Here is a 15,288-nt window from a genome sequence, read left to right on the forward strand (position 1 = left end):
TGACTTTTTCTTATACAGGTAAATCTCTTTTGGAAAAAATAAATATACTAATGCTATAAAGTATAATTGAGATTGTTGTAAGTACAATTACAGGAAGTAAGATGTTTGTTCCTGTAATAATATCGTTAGGATTAAATAGAGTGTATAGTGTAAAGTACTTCAGATTTTCAAGTTTTCCACCCATATTAGCTATCATCTGAATTAGATAAAATATAACGGGTATACCTGCTCCAATTAAGAAAGAAAGTTTAGTATCATTACTAATACATGAAGCAAAAAAGCATATCCCACTTACAGCTAGGTGAAGCATAAATACTGAAACGTTAATCTCAATTAATTTCTTAACATCAAGAGTTCCAGAATGGAAAAATGCAGAAATAACTATAATAGCAACAGTAGAATAAGTTATAAGAATAGCCATATTAACCCATAAACATAAGGCTTGAGTAAAAATAATTTTCACTCTTTTATTAGGAGTTGCAAGAAGATATGCCATTGATCCGCGATCCATATAGCCAGCCACAAGTTTATTTGCAAGAATTATAATAAATATAATAGGAAACATCAAAATTATAAATCCATATAAATAAGAAGATAAAAAGCTAATAAGTGAACCACCGCTTGAAACCATACCAAATGCTTTCATTACCTCAGGCATGGCTTGTACCATCTGTTCCATTATATTATTTTTTTCAGGATCATAAAGATAAATCATGCTTAAAATATATAATGTTAAAATATAAATAAAAATCATAAGAAGTTTTGAGTTAGCCTTCATTTCACGTTTAAATAATGGTAAACTAATCATTTTTTTCACCTCCATAGTAGTGTGATGATTGTATATCTCCATAGTAGTGCATAAATAATTCCTCAAGGCTTTGAGTTTTAATATCTAAACTTGTCACCTCATATTTCCCTAGAGCATGTATAAGGGGCATAACCTTACCTTTTATAGATACCGTAACTTGATTTTTAGTTATTTCTTTTACATTAAACACATCATTAATAAAGTTTTTTGCCATTTCTTCATTTAAGAAGGTTATAATATACGATTTATGTTTTGAGCTAGAGAGAGTTTTCATATCTTCGATAGCTACTAATTTACCATTTTTAATAATCGCTGTACGGTCACAGGTACGTTCAATTTCATCAAAAATATGAGATGACATAAAAATTGTTTTTCCCTTTTCCTTTTCTGATAAAATAAGCTCTAGGAACTTGCTTTGCATAAGTGGGTCAAGACCTGAAGTTGGTTCATCTAGAATAATAATATCTGGATTATTCATAAAAGCACAAACTATACCAATTTTTTGTTTCATCCCTTTGGACATTTTTTTTATTTTTCCAGACGGGTCTAAACTAAACATATTGATTAGCTCCTGAGCACGGCTAAAATCCTTAACACCTTTCATTTCTGAGATAAATTTAATGAAGTTAATTCCAGTCATATCATCCATGAAAGCAATTTCTCCAGGCAGATAACCAAGAGTCTTTTGAATTATATGACTATCTTTGCTACAGCTTAAACCATTGATAGAACAGCTTCCTTTGTCTGGATGAATAAACCCCATTAGATGTCTTATAGTAGTTGTCTTTCCAGCTCCGTTTGGACCTAGAAATCCGAATACCTCCCCTTTTTTTACTGAGATATCTAGATTAAAAACTCCTTTTTCACTTCCATAATCTTTAGTTAAATGTTTTATTTCAATAACATTCATAGTTATATATTCCCCCTTTATTATATGATTTTGAACCAAAGTACCTTATGAGTTCATAATACTCTCGATTTTATAGTAAGTCAATATATTTTGAACTTAATTTAATATTAAAGTTCAAAATATATTGTGGTATAATTAAATAAACATACGTATAAATATAGGTGGTGATATGATGAATGGATACGAAAGAAGAACTGAGGAAAAAAAGAAATTAATTTTAAATACAGCTTTAGATATGTTTTTAAGAAGCGGAATATCAAACACAAGTGTTTCAGATATAGCTAAAACAGCAAAAGTTTCCAAGGTTACAATTTTTAATTATTTTCAGAGTAAAGATAATTTAGCAAGGGAAGCCTTAAAGATATATTTTGACCAATATATTAGTTCTTTTATAAACATAATAGAATCAAACAAAACCTTCATTGAGAAATCAGAAGAACTATTTTCCTTATCAGCTGAAAGTACTCCATCTATGATGGAAACTGATATATTAAGTAAAGAAGTATGGGAAGATCCTTTAATGCAGCAAATTTATAATGAATTAGTAAATGAATCAATGCCATTTTTAATAAATTACATAGACCAAGGAAAAATAGAGGGAGTAATAGACTCAGCTATACCTACTAATGCGCTAATTTCATTTATATCCATGTGGGCAGCTTTATCTAATCCAGGAACTGGAGATGCAAGCATTGAATATATTTTAGGAGTAAGTAAATTGTTTTTCTTTGGTATATTTGGAGATAAGGATAATTTAAAAGAAAGAAGCAGATTATTTAAATCTTATGAAAAAGTAATTACTATGCAGGAGTAAAAATATATAATTAGTAACTTTTTAAAAATAAACTGCTACAAAACTAAGTATTTGAGTTTTGTAGCAGCTTAGTTATAAAACAAAAGTAATTCTAATTCCAATTATAAAAATCCATATCAATAACTTCAACACCCATTTCATCTATATAACAATTAGAAAAGTAAAAAGTTACACTAAAAATATAATCTTTTAATATTAATATAATTTAATATTATCTGGCCAAGCATCTTTTCTTAATATACTCCATGTTTTATCAATATATTGATGTGTATAAGCTTGTTCGATCAAATGGTATTTATAAGTGCCTTTTTCTGTTAATTCATATCCATCATTTGTTTTACGTATAAGACCCAAAATTCTTCCAAGACTTAATTCTAATTTAAACATTGAATCTAAATCTAAATTAAAAAGATTTTTAAAATTTTCCTTACTTATTTTTAAAGTATAGGAATTCCAAAATAGCCAGTATAGTGCTCGGGTTCTCTTTGTGAAATTTAGTGTTAAAGCAGTTGGTACTTTATTAGAATTTAAGCTATGTATATATTCTTCTACAGAAAAGGTGTTAACTTTAAAGGAATCCTTTAAGAGAGTAGTAGCACTTGATCCAAAACCTATAAAGTTATCTCTTGTTACAGATGAATATTTAGGTGCATCTTTTTTACCAAAGGTCCATACAGCTGTTCTGCTGCAATTAAATTCCTCGCTAATTTCTTCAAGGCTTCTTAGTAGAACTTTTTTATCTCCTTTTTTTAATGGAGTACTTTTATTATTTGCATAGGAAAAATCAATAAATGGGTAAGTAGAAACTTGAGTTGCACCTGAAGTAAAGGCAGAAATAAAATCCCTTCTTAAATCCTCTTTAGTTTGTCCATCTATTCCAAACATAAGATCTACATCTATTGTAGTAAAATCAAAAGTTGCAGCCATTTTAACCTTCTCACTACCATCAATGTAACTTCTACCTAAAGTGTTTAATGTATTCTTATTAAATGATTGGATACCTATACTAATCATATCAAAACCGATTTCTCTTAGTTTTGAAAGAGTATCATTATTAATATCCTGTGGATGAAGCTCTATGCCTATATTGGACTTTATATTTAAATTATTTTTAAGCGCAATAAATATATCAGAAAGTTCATCAATCATAAGTGCTGGTGAGCCACCACCAAAATAGACACTGCTTATTTGATTCGCATTTTTATTTAATTTACCAACCATATCAATTTCTTTAATCAATGCATCTTTATAGGAGGAGACTAGTTTTTTATTATATTTAACTTTGTTATAGGGACAAAAAGGACAAAGTGTTAAACAAAAAGGAATGTGAACATATAGACCTAATTCGGGTACATCCGTATTAAATTCAGTCTTATTATCATTAGTAAAAATAAAAGGTTTTAGAGATTTAGTAAAAAGTAGTCTTAGTAAACTTGTAATCATTAAAAACACCCCTCTAGTCTTTATAGAATTCCATATTACTCAAAAAGTAAATAGTTACAATATAGTGTAATTTTACGATATGGTAACTAGATAATCAAAGAAAATATTCCAAATTATTCTTAAAAAAAGATTAAGAAATACCTATATTACTATAAAAGTTAAGGTTTTCATATATAATGAAATTACTAATAATAAAGGCAGCTTTGATTTAAAGGGGGATAAATAATTGAATGGCAATAAGAAAAAAGTTTTAATAATTATATTGCTTCTTTTGAGTGGGTATTATTTTTTTGTAGGAAGGTATGAAATAGTTGTTTATAATAAACTGAGATATTTTAAGTCAAAAATAAAAGCAAGCTCTTTAGAGGAGAAAATTGTTTTAGACTCATTTAGATTTGATATTACTGATGAATTTGAAAAACTTAAAGATATTTATGTAGATAATGAAAATATAGTTGAAATTCATAAATCAAGAAAGGCAGAGAAAGCTAACCCTAGAAAAATAACAATTAATAGTTTAAAAGAAATTTATGAAAAAGATTATACTGATTTAGAGCAAGTGGATAAATATTATAGTTTTATTGATAGATTAAGAGAATACAATCCTTATGAACATAAAGTTATTGAAGTAAATTATGATATAGTTTATTATCCAAAACATGCTGCTGTGGCTCAATGGGGAAATGGAAGTTGGACTAGGTACTATTTAGTTACAAGAGAAAAAGAAGATTCTGATTGGAAGTTGTTTGATGTATATTGGCAGATATAGAATGGGATTATTTTAACTCCTAAGATTTACCTAGAGTATATATCTTAGGAGTTTTATACTATCTTTAATATAAATCAATTATCTCTAATGATTTCTTTTTAATTTCTGTGATAGCTTCAAATGGTTCTATAATTTTTATATCTTTACCATAACTAAAGGCAAATTCTATTCCTTGCCATAATGAATCAAAACTTATATAAAGATGGGGCTCGTCATCCCTATGAGTAATTTCTTTTATTGTTATAAAAGGCCTTTCTTTTATGCTTTCAAGTATATTAGGATTAATTTTAAAGATGAAATTGTATTTAGGTATTAAAGTTTTAAATTTACTTACAGAATTTTCCCAATAGTTTTTTAAGTTAAATTCTGAAGGTCTTGTAAATTTATCATTAGTCAAAGTAGCTGATTCAATAGAAGATATCTTGTAGGTTTTAATAGTATCGCAATCTATAGCAACTAGATACCAGATACTCCTTTTGCAAACTAAGCCTAAAGGATTTATAGTTATTTCTTTTTTTTCATCTATCTTTTTGTAACACATCTTTAATGATTTTGAACTCCATGTAGCTTTTTGTAATGTAGAAAGTACATCTTTGTTTGTACTAGTTTTTGAATTATTCCAGGTATTCATATCAATATAAATATAGTTCTGAAAATTTTCAAATTCCTTATAATTATCAGGTGAGGAGTTTCCTAAAATCTTCAATATAGTAGTATTTTTAAGATTTTCTATTCCTAGATCTTCAAATATCTTATCTCCAGTAGGAATAAATAAAGAGAGAAGCTCATTTCTATTTATTCCAGTAAGGGTAGTCTTATAATTGCCTAAAAGTGTTATGCCTCCATTTATACCTTTTTCCGTTACAATAGGTATTCCTATACCACTTAATGAATCAATATCTCTATAAATTGTTCTTACAGAAACCTCAAGTTTTTTAGACAATTCTAGAGCTGTTAACTTTTTATATATTTGTAATAGCATGAGTATGGAAATTAATCTGTCTGCTCTCATTAGTTCCTCCATTTATATGACATAGGTTGTCAGTTTTTATATCTTATAATTAATTATGTATTAAATCAACATAATTATAAAGCATATAGAAAAGAATATTTATAACATGTGAAGGAGGATTTTTAAATGGAAAGAAAAATAATTTTAAATCTAGCCATTAGTTTAGATGGATTTATAGCTTCAGAAGATGGTACCTATGAGTGGATTGTTGGAGATGGAGACCATAAATTAAATACAGGAAAACATGATTTTAGTAAGTTTCTTGAAGGTGTTGATACGGTAGTTATGGGAAAAAATTGCTTTGATCAAAACATGCATCTTGAATATAAAAACAAGAAGGTTTATATTGCTACATCTCAAAAACTTCAAGATAAAGAAAACATACATTTTATTAATGGAGATATATGCAAGGTAATTCTAGAGGAAAAAAAGAAAGAGGGAAAGGATATTTATCTTTTTGGTGGAGGAGTTCTGGTAGATCATTTTATTAAAGCTGACATTATAGATGAGTATATCATAGGTATAATTCCAATTATACTTGGCAAAGGAAGGCCATTATTTTTACAAAACAATCCCACAATACAACTGCATCTTGATGAATATTTAATAGAAGATGGGATTACAATCTTAAAGTACTCAAAGAGATAATAAGACCTTGACAACTGAAAAGAAAAAGATTACAATCAATTCGTATTCGAACGAATGAGGTGGTAATAATGGATAAGAAATGTGTTATGGGAAAAATAAAAATAGTCAGTGAAGTTTTTGATAAATTCATGATGAAAAGACTTAAGGCAGAAGGTTTACCAATATTACAAAACCACATAACTCTATTTCATATTTTACCAGAGGATGGATCTACGTTACTTTTTAATGAGGTTGCAAGTTTGTGGCAGATATCTAAATCTTCATTATCAGATATAATAAATAAGTATGAAGGACAAGGATTAGTTCAAAAATGTGAATGCCATTCAGATAAAAGAAGTGTTCATATAAGATTAACTGAGGATGCTGTGCCAATAAGAAAAAGAATTTTAGAATTAGAGGAAGAATTTCGTAGTCTACTATTAAAGGATTTTACAGATGAGCAAAAAGTAATTTTTGAGCGTAATATAGATAAAGTGCTTAACAATATAAATGATTTTAGATTTTAACTTATAACAATGCCAGGCTTTTTTTGAGTCTGGCATTTATTATATTGAAATGAAAATACACAAACACTCCAATATCGCACCAGGGTTTACGTATTATGATATAATCTGACCTGTATATTGGAGAAGGAGGTAATTAGTTGAAGGTCTATAGAACATCAGATGTGGCAAAAATAATAGGTGTACACAATAATACTATTTTAGCTTATGAAAAATCAGGATATATAAGCAATGTTGAAAGAAGTGAAAATGGTTATAGGATTTATACAGATAAACATATTGAGCAAATTAAGCTTGCAAGATTAGTTTTAAAAAATGATATAGTAAAAGTTTATATGATATTTAAAGTAAGAGAAATTTTAAAAACCATTGCAAGGAATGAATTAGATATAGCTTTAGATTTAAGTAAGAAATTCTTATTACAAATACAAGTTGAAAAAGCTAATGAATTTATACTTATTAAAGAAATAAAAGAGTTAATAAAATTTCATATTGATGAAAATAAGAGGATTTCTTTAAAAAGAAGTGAAGTATCAAAAGAAATCGGTGTATCTATGGATGTGATTATTAATTGGGAGAGAAATGGACTATTAGAGGTACCAAGAAATAATAAAAATAATTACCGAATTTATTCTGAACATGAAATTATTCTATTGAAGACTATAAAACTTATAAGAAAAGAAAACTACAGTACTCAATGTATTGGGAAAATGATTAGAAAAATAGAAGCTAATAACTTTGAATTTATACATAGAGAAAATGAATTATTATCACCTATAGGAGATAGACAAAAGGATATGGAAAATTTAATATGTCATCTAAATAAAATGAAGGAGGATTGAATAAGTATGGAGAAAGAATTTATAGTTTTAAAGGGCTTAAGGGAAAATAATTTAAAAAATGTTTCACTAGAAATACCCAAAAGAAAAATAACAATATTTACAGGGTATCTGGCTCTGGTAAATCATCTATTGTTTTTGAGACAGTAGCAAAGGAAGCACAAAGACAGTTAAATGAAACTTTTAGTGCATTTATAAGAAACTTTTTACCAAAGTATGGTGAGGTTAAAGCTGATAAAATAGAAAACTTATCTACCCCAATAATAATAGATCAAAGCAGACTTGGAGGTAATTCAAGATCAACTTTAGGTACTATTACAGATATAAATTCTTTCCTAAGAGCTTTATACTCAAGATTTGGAAGTACATATATAGGTAAAGCAAATATGTTCTCCTTTAATGATATACATGGTATGTGTCCAGAATGTCAAGGTCTTGGGAAAAAGCTAATTCCTAACATGAGTGAAATACTTGATATAAATAAGTCTTTAAATGAAGGAGCTATTTTACTTACTGGGTTTGGGGTAGATTCTTGGCACTGGAAACTGTTTGTTGATTCAGGATATTTTGACCCTGATAAAAAAATAGTAAATTACTCAAAGGAAGAAATGGAGAAATTCTTAAATTCTCCTGCTCATAAAATAAAACTTGATGAAACAGGTAAAATGAACATAACCTTTGAGGGATTATTAATTAAATTTAATAGATTGTATTTAGGCAAACAAGGAGAAACCTCAGAAGCATCAAAGAAAAAACTTAATAAACTTCTTATTGAAGATACATGTCCTAAATGTGATGGAAGAAGGCTTCATGAAAGAGTATATAAATGTTTAATTAACGACTATAATATTTCAGATTTAACTAAAATGCAAATTGACGAATTAGTTAAAGTCATTAGAGAAATAAAGAATACAGAGGCAGAACCATTTGTAAAAAGTATAATAGAGAAACTTAATAATATTATTGACATAGGGCTTGGATATTTAACATTAGATAGAGAAACCTCATCATTATCTGGAGGAGAATCTCAGCGTATAAAAATGGTAAAGTATTTAAACAGCAATCTTATAGATTTGATGTATATATTTGATGAACCTAGTATAGGACTTCACCCAAGAGATGTAAATAAATTAAATAATCTTTTAATTAAACTTAGAGATAAAGGGAATACAGTGTTAGTAGTTGAACATGATCCTGATGTAATTAAGATTGCAGATCACATTGTAGACATAGGACCAAGAGCAGGAAGAAATGGTGGAAAAGTTGTATATCAAGGAAGCTATGAAGATTTACTTAAATCTGGCTCTTTAACTGGAGAAGCCTTAAAGAAGTCACTATTAATCAAAGATAAAGTCAGAGGGCATAAAGGGTATCTAGAGGCAGTTAATTGTAATAAAAATAACTTAAAAAATATATCAGTTACCATACCTAAAGGTATATTAACGGTTGTAACTGGAGTTGCTGGATCAGGTAAAAGTACCTTAATAAAAGATGAATTCTTAAAACAAAATAAAGAGGCTGTACTTATAGATCAAAGCGCAGTATCAGCTAATTCACGATCAAGTTTAGCAACCTATAGTGGAATCATGGATAATATAAGAAAAGCTTTTTCTCAAGCTAATAATGTTAGTATATCATTATTTAGTTCAAACTCAGAAGGAGCATGTGAAAACTGTAATGGAAGTGGAGTAATAGAAACAAATCTTGCATTTATGGAAAATATAAAAAGCACTTGTGATGTTTGTGAAGGCACAAAATTTAAAAGTGAAGTTTTGGATTATAAATATCAAGGTAAAAATATAATAGAAGTTCTAGATATGTCTGTTACAGAAGCTATTGAATTCTTTAATATTAAAGCGATAAAGTCAAAATTAGAAGCTTTAGAGGAAATGGGTATAGGTTATTTAAGTTTGGGGCAAACCCTAGACACATTATCTGGTGGGGAGTGTCAGAGATTAAAACTTGCAAGTGAACTTCATACTAAAAGCTCAATCTATATTTTAGATGAACCTACAACAGGACTTCATATGGCAGATATAGAAAAGTTTATAAATATAGTTGAAGGAATTGTAGATAGGGGAAATACAGTTATAATTATTGAACACAATGTAGATGTAATTAAAAGAAGTGATTGGATAATTGATATGGGACCAGATGGTGGAACTAGAGGTGGAGAAATAATATTTGAAGGAACACCAAAAGAGCTTCTTAAATGTGAGGCATCATTAACTGCTAAATATATTGAAGCTATTAAGAACATATAAATAAGAGAATTCACTTACTTTTCTAGAGTAGATATAGTATAATAATCATTAACGAATAATGACTATATAAAATAGCAGAGAGAATAGAATATTTACTGCAAGGAGAGTATTTATATGAATGAATTTTTAGAAATTGTAAGAGAAAGAAGATCTGCAAATAAATTTATTAAGGGTATAAAAATCCCAAGAGAAGATTTTAATGAAATATTTAGGGAACTTTCTTTAGCTCCATCAGCATTTAATTTACAGCATGCAAAATATTACATAGTAGAAGATGAGGAGTTAAAAAACAAAGTTTATGAGGCATCCTTTAAACAGTACAAAATTAAAACTGCATCGGCAGTAATAATAGTTACTGGAGATAAAAATGCATATTTGTCAGCAGACAAAATTTATGAGGGGTCAATGTTACTTGGAATGATTGATAAAACTGAGTACCAAATTATGATTGATAGTATTCATAACCTTTATACGGGGTGGGGAGAAGAATTTAAACATGATGAAGCAATTAGGAATGCATCATTATCATCTATGCTTTTTATGCTTTTAGCAAAAAATAAAGAATGGGATACATGTCCAATGATATATTTTGAAAAAGAGAAAATAAGTAAGTTACTAGATATTCCTGAAAATGAAGTACCTGTATTGATGATAACAATTGGTAAAATGGACAAGAGTAGTGATAAAATTAGAGGTTATAGAAAACCTGCTACTGAATTTGTAAAATACTTTTAGAAATTCTAAAATTGTGAATATATCATCTATTTGTTATAATTTACTATATTGAATTATATACAAATGGGGGACTTATGAAGAAAATTCTCATATTTACGGTTATTGGATTTGTTTTAGCTTTATCACTTAATTTATGGGGGACTATAGGAAGGTTTAATAATGTTGAGATTATAACTAAAATATATATTTATTATAATAGCTACATAATTACCATAACTCTAGCTTCTATGATTATTCTATTAACATACAAACATAAAGAAAAGGTATTACCATATTTCATTTCCTCTGCTCTGATCTTAGGTGTAGTAAATTACATAATCATGGAACTTAACATTAAATATTATTATACATTTGATAAAGTTGATAATGTGTTTGCATTTATAATTTTTACTCCTTTAGAGTTATTTTTTATATTTGTAGTTTATGGATTTGAAATTTTGGTATTAAAAATCATAAAGTTAGTTGGAGATTATTGTAAGAGGCTTGGGTAAATGGGATTTTACATAAGGGAAATGGAAGATAATGATTGGACAAGGGTAAGTGAAGAATTGCAGGTCTAGATGAGTATGATGTAAACTATCGTAATTAATTAAAACATAATCACACATAAGTAATCAAATTTAATAAATTATGAATAAAGACTGCTATAAGTATTTAAATATCGTACTTATAGCAGTCTTTAAATAATGAAAAGAATAACTCTAATTGACTAATTTTTAAAAAAAATAGTTGTATGATGCAACTATTATATAGTACAATAATTGCAGGAGGTAATTGATTATGATTAATGAAAAACAATTAAGAGAATCCATAAGAATAATGGAAAGAAAACTTGGAGTTTTAGAGGAATGTGGCTATTCATGTTGCGATATTACAATGTCACAGTGTCACGCATTAGTAGAAATAGGACGAGTAAAAAATATCTCCTTAAATCAATTAGCTGAATTATTAAATTTAGAAAACAGTACAATGAGTAGGACTGTAAATAGCCTTGTTTCAAAGGAGTTAGTTAAAAGAGATATTGATCCAGAAGATAGAAGATATGTAACAATATCACTTACAGATAAAGGCCATAAAATTTTTGAGGGAATAGAAAAAGATATGAACCAATATTTCAAAAAGATATATGACGAAATTCCAGATGAGAAAAAACAACAAGTGTTAGAAAGTTTAGACATACTTATAAAAGCTATAGATAAAATTTAAATATTTTAGGTTTAGTTAAAAGGAGAAGAGATATGGACTACAAAGTTGAAAAGATGAGGTCAGAAGATTGGGAGCAAGTAAAAGACATTTACTTAGAAGGAATTAATACAGGGATAGCAACATTTCAAAATGAAGCGCCTACTTGGGAAGCGTGGGATAAAGGTCATCTTAAAATAGGTAGATTAGTAGCACGTTCTGGGGATGGGGTATTAGGCTGGGTGTCTATAGCGCCAACTTCTAGTAGATGTTGTTATGAAGGCGTAGTTGAGGTAAGCATATATATAGGAGAAAAATATAGAGGACATGGTATAGGAACAAGTCTTCTGAAAAAATTAATCGAAGAAAGCGAAGAAAGTGGAATTTGGACAGTATATTGTTCAATTATAAAAGAGAATTATGGAAGTATAGAAATGCATAAAAAATGCGGATTTAGAGAAATAGGTATAAGAGAAAGAATAGCTAAGATGCCTAACGGAACATGGCACGATGTTGTATTACTTGAAAGAAGAAGTACTATTACTGGTATGATATGATTAAGGTTTCTATATTAAATTATTTTGATTAGAGAGCATATATAAACAAAAAATATATGCTCTCTAATTTTATAATTAATTAAATCTACATTCCTAGTTTTTATAATTAAATCTTGAATTTGAGAATACTAAATCCAATAGTATCAAGATAATCAAATAAGAATATAATATCAATATATAGATAAAAGTGAATGTAATTCAAATATAAATGCTAAAATATTTAATGCTATTGACATTACATAGATGAACATCTATATTTAATATATAGACAACCATCTATATAGGGAGTGATTTAATGAATTTAGATTATGAAGTTAATGCAAAAATTTTTAAAGCATTATCAGATCCAAACAGACTAAAAATTATAGACATTCTTTCCTGCGGAGAAAAATATGCCTGTGATATATTGGAGAATTTTGAATTTACTCAGCCAACCTTATCTCATCATATGAAAGTATTAATAGATTGTAAGCTTGTTAAGTCTAGAAAAGAAGGTTTATGGAATTACTACACTTTAGATAATACAAGTGCAAATAAGCTTGTTTTATATTTAATGAATATAGTCACAGAAACTGAAGACTGTATATGTAAATCTGTAGAAGAAAATAAAAAATGTAAAGAATAAATTTAAGGAGTTGTTAATTATGAAAAAAATGATTATTTTTGATCCTGCTATGTGTTGTTCAACTGGAGTATGTGGACCAGGAGTTGATCCAGAATTATTAAGAGTTTCAACTGTATTAAATAACTTAAAAAGCAATGGTGTGGTTGTTGAAAGACATAATTTATCTAGTAACCCACAAGCTTTTGTAGATAATAAGGTTATTAATGATATCTTAAATAGTGATGGAGTGGATACTCTTCCAGTAACTTTAGTAGATGGTGAAGTTGTTAAAACAAAAGGTTATCTTTCAAACGAAGAGTTTTGTAAATATTTAGAAGTTACAGAAGATTATCTTAAGGTTTCTATTAAAAAAGCAGAGATGAAGCTTAAACCAAAGAGTTGTGGTTGCAAGGATGGCTGCTGCTAAAATAGAAAGGGGATTTTTATTTTGAATAAATTCAATTTAGATGATATTAAACTAACTAAATATTTATTTTTTACAGGTAAAGGTGGAGTTGGAAAAACTTCGACAGCCTGTGCTACTGCCATGACACTAGCTGATCAAGGGAAAAAAATCATGCTTGTAAGTACTGACCCAGCGTCAAACTTACAAGATGTTTTCAATACCACTTTAGATAATAAAGGGGTAGAAATAGATGAAGTTCCAAACCTAGTTGTTGCAAACTTTGATCCAGAAGAAGCTGCAAAAGAATATAAAGAAAGTGTTGTAGGACCATATAGAGGAAAGCTTCCTGATGTAGTTATTAAGAACATGGAAGAGCAATTATCAGGTTCCTGTACAGTTGAAATAGCAGCTTTTAATGAATTCTCAAACTTTATAACAGATGATAAGGTGAAAAACGACTTTGATCATGTAATTTTTGATACAGCACCTACAGGTCATACCCTTAGAATGTTGCAGCTTCCATCTGCTTGGAGTAACTTTATAAGCGAAAGCAAACATGGTGCATCCTGTTTAGGTCAACTAGCAGGTCTTGAAGATAGAAAAGAGATTTATAAAAATGCAGTTAAAACTCTCGCAGATGAAGATTTAACTACTCTTATTCTAGTATCTAGACCAGAGGTTTCACCACTTAAAGAAGCAGAAAGAGCATCAAAAGAACTTCAGGATATTGGTGTAAATAATCAAGTCCTTGTTATAAACGGAGTTCTTAAAAATCCTGATGATGAATTATCAAATAATATATTTAATAAACAAAAAATAGCTTTAGCTAATATACCAGAACACTTAAAGAATTTAGAAACTTTTGAGATTCCTTTAAGACCATACAATATAACAGGTGTTGAGAACTTAAGAGCCTTTTTAAAAGAAGATAATATAAAATACAATCATGAAAAATTAGGTGTAAATGAAATACCTAAGTTAAGTGAAGTAATAGAAGATTTATATAATTCTAATAAAAAAGTTATCTTTACAATGGGAAAAGGTGGAGTAGGAAAAACAACAATGGCTGCAACTATAGCTCTAGGATTAGCTAATAAAGGTAAAAAAGTACACTTAACTACTACAGATCCAGCTCATCATCTTAAATTTGTTTTAGATGAAAGTTATGGAATTACTTTAAGTAATATTGATGAAAAAATGGAATTAGAAAAATATACACAAGAAGTTTTAAGTAAGGGTAGAGAAACTATGAGTGAAGAAGACTTAGAATATGTAGAAGAAGACTTAAGATCTCCATGTACTCAAGAGATAGCGGTATTTAGAGCTTTTGCAGAGATAGTTGAGAAGTCAGAAAATGAGGTAGTCGTTATAGATACAGCACCAACTGGACACACGCTTTTATTATTAGACTCTACACAGAGCTATCATAGAGAAATAGAAAGATCACAGGGAGATATTCCTGAATCAGTGAAAAAGCTTTTACCTAGATTAAGAAATGAAGATGAAACAGAAGTAGTTATAGTAACTTTAGCTGAAACCACTCCTGTTTATGAAGCAAAAAGACTAGAAGATGATTTAAAGCGTGCAGGAATAAATAGCAAGTGGTGGATCATAAACTCAAGCTTATATGCAACAAATACTACTAATGAGATTTTAAAAGCAAAAGCTAATAATGAGATTCCTTGGATTAATAAAGTTAATGAAATAGCTAAGGGCAATTTTGCTGTAGTTGAGTGGAAACCACAAGAAATAAAAGGGGATATGCTTTTAAGCTTATTGAAGTAATATGTAAAG

At 28.5% G+C, this 15,288-nt stretch carries 16 protein-coding genes and 1 pseudogene; 13 read left to right on the plus strand and 4 right to left on the minus strand.

The features are described from left to right. Positions 1 to 10: 10 nt before the first annotated feature. Both P8F83_RS05860 and P8F83_RS05865 read right to left on the minus strand, forming a co-directional pair. Positions 11 to 808 (minus strand): ABC transporter permease subunit, encoded by a 798-nt coding sequence (locus P8F83_RS05860; RefSeq protein ID WP_326513842.1) that lies wholly within the window; start codon positions 806 to 808, stop codon positions 11 to 13. Further along, positions 801 to 1,718, minus strand: a complete 918-nt coding sequence (locus tag P8F83_RS05865; RefSeq protein ID WP_326513843.1) for an ABC transporter ATP-binding protein — start codon at positions 1,716 to 1,718, stop codon at positions 801 to 803. Before P8F83_RS05865 ends, P8F83_RS05860 begins: the two co-directional genes overlap by 8 nt. Positions 1,719 to 1,890: 172 nt before the next feature. On the opposite strand from P8F83_RS05865, the gene P8F83_RS05870 reads away from it, so the two are divergent. Then, complete coding sequence (locus P8F83_RS05870; RefSeq protein ID WP_326513844.1) at positions 1,891 to 2,532, plus strand: TetR/AcrR family transcriptional regulator; 642 nt, start codon at positions 1,891 to 1,893, stop codon at positions 2,530 to 2,532. Between the two features lie 195 nt (positions 2,533 to 2,727). Here the strand turns inward: P8F83_RS05870 and P8F83_RS05875 are convergent, their stop codons facing one another. Then, entirely contained in the window at positions 2,728 to 3,975 is a 1,248-nt protein-coding gene (locus tag P8F83_RS05875) for a radical SAM protein (protein ID WP_326513845.1), read from the minus strand. A gap of 226 nt (positions 3,976 to 4,201) precedes the next feature. Between P8F83_RS05875 and P8F83_RS05880 the strand changes: the two genes are divergently transcribed. Continuing rightward, positions 4,202 to 4,744 carry a hypothetical protein gene (locus tag P8F83_RS05880; protein WP_326513846.1) on the plus strand — a complete coding sequence of 181 codons (543 nt, stop codon included), beginning with the start codon at positions 4,202 to 4,204 and terminating at the stop codon, positions 4,742 to 4,744. 64 nt (positions 4,745 to 4,808) lie between these two features. Here the strand turns inward: P8F83_RS05880 and P8F83_RS05885 are convergent, their stop codons facing one another. After that, complete coding sequence (locus tag P8F83_RS05885; protein WP_326513847.1) at positions 4,809 to 5,756, minus strand: helix-turn-helix transcriptional regulator; 948 nt, start codon at positions 5,754 to 5,756, stop codon at positions 4,809 to 4,811. A 126-nt stretch (positions 5,757 to 5,882) separates the two neighbouring features. Between P8F83_RS05885 and P8F83_RS05890 the strand changes: the two genes are divergently transcribed. The 11 genes and pseudogenes from P8F83_RS05890 to arsA all read left to right on the plus strand — a co-directional run bounded on the left by P8F83_RS05890 (position 5,883) and on the right by arsA (position 15,279). Further along, positions 5,883 to 6,404, plus strand: coding sequence for a dihydrofolate reductase family protein (locus tag P8F83_RS05890; RefSeq protein ID WP_315115726.1), 522 nt, complete (start codon positions 5,883 to 5,885; stop codon positions 6,402 to 6,404). 68 nt (positions 6,405 to 6,472) lie between these two features. Next, a complete protein-coding gene (locus tag P8F83_RS05895) occupies positions 6,473 to 6,910 on the plus strand; it encodes a MarR family winged helix-turn-helix transcriptional regulator (protein ID WP_326513848.1) in 438 nt (145 codons plus the stop codon). Positions 6,911 to 7,047: 137 nt separating this feature from the next. Further along, complete coding sequence (locus tag P8F83_RS05900; protein ID WP_315115721.1) at positions 7,048 to 7,749, plus strand: MerR family transcriptional regulator; 702 nt, start codon at positions 7,048 to 7,050, stop codon at positions 7,747 to 7,749. A gap of 6 nt (positions 7,750 to 7,755) precedes the next feature. Further along, positions 7,756 to 10,010 (plus strand): annotated as a pseudogene (locus P8F83_RS05905) (ATP-binding cassette domain-containing protein). A gap of 114 nt (positions 10,011 to 10,124) precedes the next feature. After that, a complete protein-coding gene (locus tag P8F83_RS05910) occupies positions 10,125 to 10,745 on the plus strand; it encodes a nitroreductase family protein (RefSeq protein ID WP_326513849.1) in 621 nt (206 codons plus the stop codon). A 74-nt stretch (positions 10,746 to 10,819) separates the two neighbouring features. Further along, positions 10,820 to 11,236: a hypothetical protein gene (locus tag P8F83_RS05915; protein ID WP_326513850.1), complete on the plus strand. Its 417-nt coding sequence runs from the start codon at positions 10,820 to 10,822 to the stop codon at positions 11,234 to 11,236. 289 nt (positions 11,237 to 11,525) lie between these two features. Continuing rightward, positions 11,526 to 11,951 carry a MarR family winged helix-turn-helix transcriptional regulator gene (locus tag P8F83_RS05920; RefSeq protein WP_326513851.1) on the plus strand — a complete coding sequence of 142 codons (426 nt, stop codon included), beginning with the start codon at positions 11,526 to 11,528 and terminating at the stop codon, positions 11,949 to 11,951. 32 nt (positions 11,952 to 11,983) lie between these two features. Then, on the plus strand, positions 11,984 to 12,484 hold the full coding sequence (locus tag P8F83_RS05925; protein WP_326513852.1) for a GNAT family N-acetyltransferase: 501 nt from the start codon (positions 11,984 to 11,986) through the stop codon (positions 12,482 to 12,484). Between the two features lie 295 nt (positions 12,485 to 12,779). Then, a complete protein-coding gene (locus P8F83_RS05930; protein ID WP_326513853.1) occupies positions 12,780 to 13,109 on the plus strand; it encodes an ArsR/SmtB family transcription factor in 330 nt (109 codons plus the stop codon). Positions 13,110 to 13,128: 19 nt separating this feature from the next. Continuing rightward, on the plus strand, positions 13,129 to 13,515 hold the full coding sequence (gene arsD, locus P8F83_RS05935; protein ID WP_326513854.1) for an arsenite efflux transporter metallochaperone ArsD: 387 nt from the start codon (positions 13,129 to 13,131) through the stop codon (positions 13,513 to 13,515). An 18-nt stretch (positions 13,516 to 13,533) separates the two neighbouring features. Beyond that, positions 13,534 to 15,279, plus strand: a complete 1,746-nt coding sequence (gene arsA / locus P8F83_RS05940; RefSeq protein ID WP_326514822.1) for an arsenical pump-driving ATPase — start codon at positions 13,534 to 13,536, stop codon at positions 15,277 to 15,279. Positions 15,280 to 15,288: the final 9 nt, after the last annotated feature.

Source organism: Clostridium intestinale, assembly GCF_035905475.1.
Taxonomy (GTDB): domain Bacteria; phylum Bacillota; class Clostridia; order Clostridiales; family Clostridiaceae; genus Clostridium_T; species Clostridium_T intestinale.